The organism is Hydrocoleum sp. CS-953 (genome assembly GCF_002260545.1).
Lineage (GTDB): Bacteria > Cyanobacteriota > Cyanobacteriia > Cyanobacteriales > Microcoleaceae > Trichodesmium.
This window is the reverse complement of record NZ_LGSU01001041.1, coordinates 1-6255: the sequence shown is the minus strand read 5'-3', so window position 1 is coordinate 6255 and position 6255 is coordinate 1. Positions and strand designations below refer to the sequence as shown.

Sequence of the window (6255 nt, the reverse complement as noted above, 5' to 3'; positions counted from 1 at the left end):
TATAGCAATCCTCCGCATATTCGTGGCAAAAATCTTACTGCTTTTTAGGCAACAGGCACTATTGCTACAGCTCATCTGGAGGGAGTTTCAGGTTTTTTATCTACTTTTTGATTTGTCATAACCTATGCACGGATTGCTATATACCAATTCCCATGCATTAATGCTATACTTGATTAAGACTTCAGTTATTAAGTAATTACCTTCGGAGAATTACCTTTTTGCTGATTTGAGATAATTTAATCTTTAGATTATCCTTATTTTTACTTCTCCCGTACGGACGTATCGCTGCGCGACATGGAAAGCGGAGCATTCCGGAACGGAAAACCCATTTTTGCCTGTGCAACGTCCCTACACTCCCCTACTCAATCAAATGTAGAAAAGTTTTTGAGAAATGGTATTAGATATCTCCCACTCATCCAATCATCAAATCAATTATCACCCATAAATTATCAATTACCTCTCCACCAGGACCTATTTTCTGGAGATACGGTTAGGGCTTCTATACATTTTCTCAGCTATTTTAGATTAGATATCTCCCACTCATCCAATCATCAAATCAATTATCACCCATAAATTATCAATTACTTCTCCACCAGGACCTATTTTCTGGAGATACGGTTAGGGCTTCTATACATTTTCTCAGCTATTTTATAGCTGCAATTCATGTCAGTCCTATCGTCACCATATCTAACAACTTGGCCATGAACCGTAAAAACTTACCGAATAATTAACAATTAGTAATTATTAATTAAATCATTTAGGTTAAAAGCCTTCCCTTGTCAAGGGGAAAAAATAAATTTTTTTCCTTAAGTGTCAATCCTCTCCCTTTTAGGGAGAGGTAATTATCCATTATCCATTAATGAACCGTTATCTCTCCAACATTTTCGTAAGTTTCAAAAGCCAAAATTATTTATGATGCGAATAAAAGCGAAAGATTTACAATAATATAGTTAAACCAAACTAGCTGAAATATCTTCAAGTACATTAAGAATAAGAATAGAATAGTATAAAAAAAATTGAATGCCTTTCCCTCCAGAAAGTCCTTGCCTAAGTATAGCGATCGCCCGCCTGAACATCCCAGAAACTAATCACTTTGCAGTCTGGGTTATGCAGGCTCCTTTTCAACGGGGATATGTCCACCACGACCAAGTATGGCCAGAAACCTTATCAAAAGATTGGCAGGCTTGGTTAGAAGTCTTCTCTCCCCAAAGTTTACCTGCTATTCCTATAGGTGTACCCCAGCACGCCTTAGCGTCAATCCCAAATATTCATCCTGCCTCTCAATCTGGTGTCAAAATAAATCGTACCAGTCGCCTAATGCAAAATTTAGGTATTAACCTGTGGCAGTGGTTATTTCAAGGAGAAATTGGTAATAGTCTCCACCAAAGTCAAGGCATTGCTATTGGCCAAGAATTACCCTTACGAGTAAGATTAGATATTAGGGAACCAGAATTAATCGCCCTACCCTGGGAAATTATGCAACCAGGAGTCGCTTTACCCGCCTTTTCTCTAAGTCGGGAAATTTTATTCAGTCGTACCACCAGTGATGTTAACTCCTTACGCAGCCAACCACCTTCCCAATTTCTAAATATTTTGTTAGTAATTGGGGAAAGTAGCCCTCAAGGGCAATCCCCCACAGGTAATGGCCATCAATCTCTAGTTCCATCCAAATTACAACTAGAAGAAGAAGCAGCCCAACTAATTGAGGTTTTGAAAGCTCACAACATCACAAACCCCAATACACCCAGAGCTAATCCTACTATTCCTTGTAGAGTCGATACACTAATTCAGCCCACTCCAGAAGAATTAATTTCCTATCTAGATAAAAAAACTTATAATGTACTTTTTTATGCTGGTCACGGTACACCAGGTCCAGATGGTGGTTGGTTATTTTTGGCACCTAACACAACCCTCAATGGTACTGAGTTAGCACAAGTCCTAGTTCGGAATGGAGTAACCCTGGCAGTATTCAATGCTTGCTGGGGAGCGCAACCTGCTACAGAGCGTCTATCTTCTGGTGAGGTACAAGCAATACCACGCAGTAGTCTATCAGAAGTATTAATCCATCATGGAGTACCTGCCGTTTTAGGGATGCGAGATGAAATTGCCGATAGAGAAGCTTTAAGTTTTATTCAAGCTTTTGCTCAAGGTTTGACAGAAGGAATGTTAATAGATCAGGCAGTAGCAGTAGCAAGACAACAATTATTAACTCTCTACAGATTTAATCAACCAGCTTGGACTCTACCAGTATTGTATATGCACCCAGAGTTCAATGGTCAATTAGTTCAAGTATTTGATGAATTAGTCACTCAACTACCTACTAACTCTCCGACTTGGATTAGCGGTTATACTTCTAGAGCTTTTTTACGTTCTCAAGATGATAATAATCAAGTCTGGCCAATTTGGGTTGGTACAATTTCGGTTGGGCGTTCTCAGGAAAATGATTTGGTAATTTTGGAGCGGTGGGTTTCCCAAAAACACGCAGAAATTTTTTGTCGTTGTTTACCCAATGAAGAGGTTGAACCAACTTACTTTTTACGAGATATTTCTCGTTTCGGGACTTTAATTTATCAGTCTGGTAGTTGGCAAAGAATACATCGTGATGAGGTTGCTATAGAATCAGGAACATTGCTAAAATTTGGCAGTTCTCAAGGTCAAGCTTTTGAGTTTGTGATTGAAACAACAGAAGACTTTACTAATGGATAATTGATAATTGATAATTGATAATGAATTATCTAATCCAAACTGGATTACGGAACTAGCTAGGTTACTGCACTAATGAATAATTGATAATTGATAATGAATTATCTAATCCAAACTAGATTACGGAACTAACTAGGTTGCTTCTGTAGCTAAAAAAGTAGGCAATAAAGATATTGCTAATTACCAATTGATAATTGATAATTGCGGAACAGTTTCCGCAAAGCTTCTCAATTCTAGTCGCTCCGAGTTTCATATCGGCTTCAAGAGTGGGGGAGTAGTGGAGTAGAGAGTAGTATAGAGGAGATGGTCAGATATATTTGTCCCTTGATTTTTCTGCTATTATTCTGCCTTTTATACTAACTTTTTGATAGTTTTAAACTTAAAACCAGGCACTTTGTTCTACCCAAAAATCCTAAAGCTTTTATCTTTCAAGGGTTTTAAATTTATTCAGCCACCCCTAATTATCCCCATTATTAATTATCAATTGTTAAAGAGGTAATTATCCATTATCAATTAATGAACTACTTCTAAATATTACCCATGGAATAAAATTATGAATAATCAGCCTTCCCGTTCTCAATTTTCTCTTAACAATGCCTCTACTGAGGTAGAATTAGATTTATTAAATGCGATAGTTCTAGACGATATTGCTTATCCTTGGAATCCTGAATCACCAGAATCAGATGCTTATTTTAATTCTCTAGAAGAAGAACTACCTTTGTCTGATTTACTAAATGATGTGGAAATGACTACCGCTTGCCAAAATTTTTATAGTCAAACTGACAAACTTTGGCCGATTATTGATACTCAGAATGCTTTATATAAAAAGTTTGCAGATTTTGCTCCTAAGAATTTACTCAACAAGTTAGGCAAGATTGCCATTAATGTTGTGGATCAGGTGAATCGTTTAGGTTCTACTTTATCTCTCTCAGATCAATTGGTACATTGTGTCAGCGAAGTTTTACCCGGTTGGGATTTGGAAGATTTGGAAGTAATGGCACGTCCTCTTGCTTATTCCATGCGTGGAGAGCAAAATGATGCTGTAGAAAATACTTTGGCAACAATGCAACCTGTTGATTGGTATGATTTATCCGAAGTTGAACAAGCACGGTTAAGTTTAGCGATCGCCCTCTATGCTATATCTCAAGTCAGTAGTTAATTTTTCTATCCCTAAGTTCTATATCATAATTACCCACAACAGTTTTCATTTTTCTAATATATTCGCCTTTCATCTCTACCTAAACTTCCTTGTTAACCAGAGATAAAAGGCGTTAATTTTTTTCGTAAGTATTTAGTCTCAGCTATCAACTGTTGCGCTTTAGTTTTTAGATTTTAGATAAAGTCCGGGGGTAGCGATAGTCTGAGTAGATAATTAATTCAACTATTGCGCTCTAGTTTTTAGATTTTAGATAAAATCCGAGAGTTGTAATTGTCTGAGCTGATAATTAATTCAACTGTTGCGCTCTAGTTTTTAGATTTTAGATAAAGTCCGGGGGTAGCGATAGTCTGAGCTGATAATTAATTCAACTGTTGCGCTATAGTTTTTAGACTTTAGATAAAGTCCGAGAGTGATAATAGTGTTATAGAACGCTACACGATCGCCTAATTTGATGAAGTAGATAATTAATTCAACTATTGCGCTATAGTTTTTAGACTTTAGATAAAGTCCGAGAGTGATAATAGTGTTATAGAACGCTACACGATCGCCTAATTTGATGAAGTAGATAATTAATTCAACTATTGCGCTATAGTTTTTAGATTTTAGATAAAGTAGCGATCGCCTAATTTGATGAAGTAGATAATTAATTCAACTATTGCGCCATAGTTTTTAGATTTTAGATAAAGTTATGAGCATTTGAGAGAAAAAGTAAACAGTAAACTATGGAAGTAAAGAATATTTATCTCCTGATTTTAACTCTAAGGATTTTATTACCGAAAAATCAAGATATAAAGCCTTCTATTTCAAGAGAAAAATGAAAAAAACCTTTTAGGCAATCCCTCTATTACAGAAACGGTAATTATTAATAATTAATTGTTAATTGTTAATTATTGAAGCCTTTCTAACTTTCTCTTATTAAAGAATCGAATGAATACTGTCAACAACCTGTTCGATAAAATTAACTGCACCACCAACCATAATTTCGTCAATTGCCCATCTATTACCTAAACTTAAAGTTGGATCTATATCTGCTTCGTGAGCAATCTTGTTTCGACGGCAATTTCAGTTATCAGTTATCAGTACCTCAATCAAATAGGGAGGCTTAAAATACTGAATTTAATTTTTTTATTCCATTTCAAAGGTAATTTTGAGACCTGATTTTATGGTCAATAATAATTTTTAATTCTTGCTTAATATCCTGATCTTTTCTACCCATAATACTTGCAACTTCTAGCCACAATTTTTTATATGAAATTAGTCTAATTGCATCTGCTATACTATCAGGTTGTTGAAAACTTTTATAACTATGTCGCTGTCGAATTTCATCTTCTAAATAAGATGCAAAGTCGGGAGGATTTTTTAACCCTTCTCTTGCAGTACCTAAAGAAATTTGAAAACGAGAAAATGCAGGAGGTTCAGTACGCAAACCTCGATGTATTTCTAGCATTCCTAGTCTGACAATTTGATGTACATAATAGTCTAAAGCACTTACAGCTAAAACTAGAGCAGCTCTCAACATATCTGAAAGGTCGAGAACAGAGGTAGATTTAGCTCTAACAGAATTATGAATAGCTATTAAATCTCTAACGCGATTAATATTGATATGAAATTGGTCAAGTGCAGACTGCATTTGAGGTTAAATTAATGATTCTATCGGCTAAATTTGAAAAAGCATCTCTAAAATTAGAAGATGCTTGTAAAGTATCTTTTAAAACTTTTCCTTGTTTAGGTTTAGAACCATTGTTAGAAATTTGTTCTTTTGTTAATGCAAAAACAGGTGTTTGAAAATCCTGAGATATGGCAATAAGACTATTAAAATCAGACATTTTAGTTAAACAATAGTCATTCATATTTTGAGAAGAATAAACTTCATTTGGTAATAACATATTTTCTTCTTTTAATGACGGAACTAATTCATCTGAAACAGCTTTTTGAATTCTATCTATCTATTCCTGAAAATTAGCAGAAGGTTGTTTATTTCTGATTCGATAGTTTTGGATAATTGTTCCTAAAAAAAGAGGTGTTACTTTCGGAAAAGGATAAATAGCTTCTGTCAGAACTTTTAATTCACTAGCTTTTTTTGCCCAACTATGCCATCTTGGTATTATTCTAGCTAATGAATCAATTGCCATTATAGAAAAAAAGTCAGGAACAGTAGGCACAATAAAAAAATTGCTAGTCATAAGTAAGTTCTGATTTATTGAACTTAAACTAGGACTCATATCAATTAAAATATAGTTAGCAGAAAATTTTTCTGCTGTCTTTTCAAATAGATAGGAAATTGAACCAGGAAGGTTTTGCAGAGTTTGAATAGAACCACTTAATTATTGAGCTATTCCCAAAGTTACTTCATATTCAGCTAATCCTACATGACCTGCTCAACAATTAATAAT

At 35.0% G+C, this 6255-nt stretch carries 5 protein-coding genes; 2 read left to right on the top strand and 3 right to left on the bottom strand.

The window, feature by feature from the left end; genetic code table 11:
* The first annotated feature begins 1020 nt into the window (after positions 1-1020).
* Positions 1021-2706, top strand: a complete 1686-nt coding sequence (locus AFK68_RS15235) for a CHAT domain-containing protein (RefSeq protein ID WP_094673528.1) — start codon at positions 1021-1023, stop codon at positions 2704-2706.
* A gap of 550 nt (positions 2707-3256) precedes the next feature.
* The gene (locus AFK68_RS15230; RefSeq protein ID WP_094673527.1) at positions 3257-3862 is read left to right on the top strand and encodes a hypothetical protein; all 606 of its coding nucleotides are present in this window, start codon (positions 3257-3259) and stop codon (positions 3860-3862) included.
* 1135 nt (positions 3863-4997) lie between these two features.
* Here the strand turns inward: AFK68_RS15230 and AFK68_RS15225 are convergent.
* The 3 genes from AFK68_RS15225 to AFK68_RS41830 are packed head-to-tail and all read right to left on the bottom strand — an operon-like array spanning position 4998 to position 6090.
* On the bottom strand, positions 4998-5492 hold the full coding sequence (locus AFK68_RS15225) for a hypothetical protein (protein ID WP_210407418.1): 495 nt from the start codon (positions 5490-5492) through the stop codon (positions 4998-5000).
* The gene (locus AFK68_RS41835; RefSeq protein WP_246844214.1) at positions 5476-5748 is read right to left on the bottom strand and encodes a hypothetical protein; all 273 of its coding nucleotides are present in this window, start codon (positions 5746-5748) and stop codon (positions 5476-5478) included. Before AFK68_RS41835 ends, AFK68_RS15225 begins: the two co-directional genes overlap by 17 nt.
* Positions 5749-5808: 60 nt before the next feature.
* On the bottom strand, positions 5809-6090 hold the full coding sequence (locus AFK68_RS41830) for a hypothetical protein (protein WP_371357400.1): 282 nt from the start codon (positions 6088-6090) through the stop codon (positions 5809-5811).
* Positions 6091-6255: the final 165 nt, after the last annotated feature.

Coding starts and splice junctions, on each gene's coding strand:
- AFK68_RS15235 (WP_094673528.1), top strand. CDS start 1,021: ATGCCTTTCCCTCCAGAAAGTCCTTGCCTAAGTATAGCGATCGCCCGC.
- AFK68_RS15230 (WP_094673527.1), top strand. CDS start 3,257: ATGAATAATCAGCCTTCCCGTTCTCAATTTTCTCTTAACAATGCCTCT.
- AFK68_RS15225 (WP_210407418.1), bottom strand. CDS start 5,492: ATGCAGTCTGCACTTGACCAATTTCATATCAATATTAATCGCGTTAGA.
- AFK68_RS41835 (WP_246844214.1), bottom strand. CDS start 5,748: ATGTTATTACCAAATGAAGTTTATTCTTCTCAAAATATGAATGACTAT.